Annotated in this window: 1 protein-coding gene; it reads right to left on the reverse strand. The window is 63.8% G+C overall.

The genetic code is table 11. From position 1 onward, the window contains the following. The coding region (locus I5E68_RS20510) for a dolichyl-diphosphooligosaccharide--protein glycosyltransferase 48 kDa subunit (RefSeq protein ID WP_197167483.1) at window positions 1–345 on the reverse strand (345 nt) is incomplete at its 3' end. Between the last annotated feature and the right edge of the window lie 119 nt (window positions 346–464).

Genomic DNA, 464 nt, shown 5'->3' on the forward strand with positions numbered 1-464 from the left:
TTGCGGGGGAGCGCGCAGCAGCGGCACGATGTGCGGGCTGCTCCCGAGCGCGAAGGGGACGCCGGAGAACCAGACGGGCGGGAGGTCCGGCGACAGGACGGGGCTGGCTGCGACCTCGACGGGGATGACGGTCGCGGGGGCGTCGCGCTCGGGAAAGTGGGAGATGAGGGGCGTGCCCGGTGGAGGCAGGATGAGGGAGAACTCGGATGCGAGAGACGTGAGAGGCGTCTGTTTGGGGCCAACCGCAATCAAGAGGTTGGTGTCTTTTGCGAGCAGTGAGACCAGCGACTGGGGTGTGATGTCTTGGGAGTAAGCTGTGCCGCAGGTCAGAATGATTGGTCCCATCTCGCAGAAGGACGGTCTCTCGTGCGCATGCAATGAGTGATGCAAGTAGCATGAAGAGCGTGATCTATTCTGAGCGCGACGTTCCAGCGACCGTGCATGCGCGGGCTCAGGCATAAGTC

This window comes from Novosphingobium aureum, assembly GCF_015865035.1.
GTDB classification, from domain to species: Bacteria; Pseudomonadota; Alphaproteobacteria; order Sphingomonadales; family Sphingomonadaceae; genus Novosphingobium; species Novosphingobium aureum.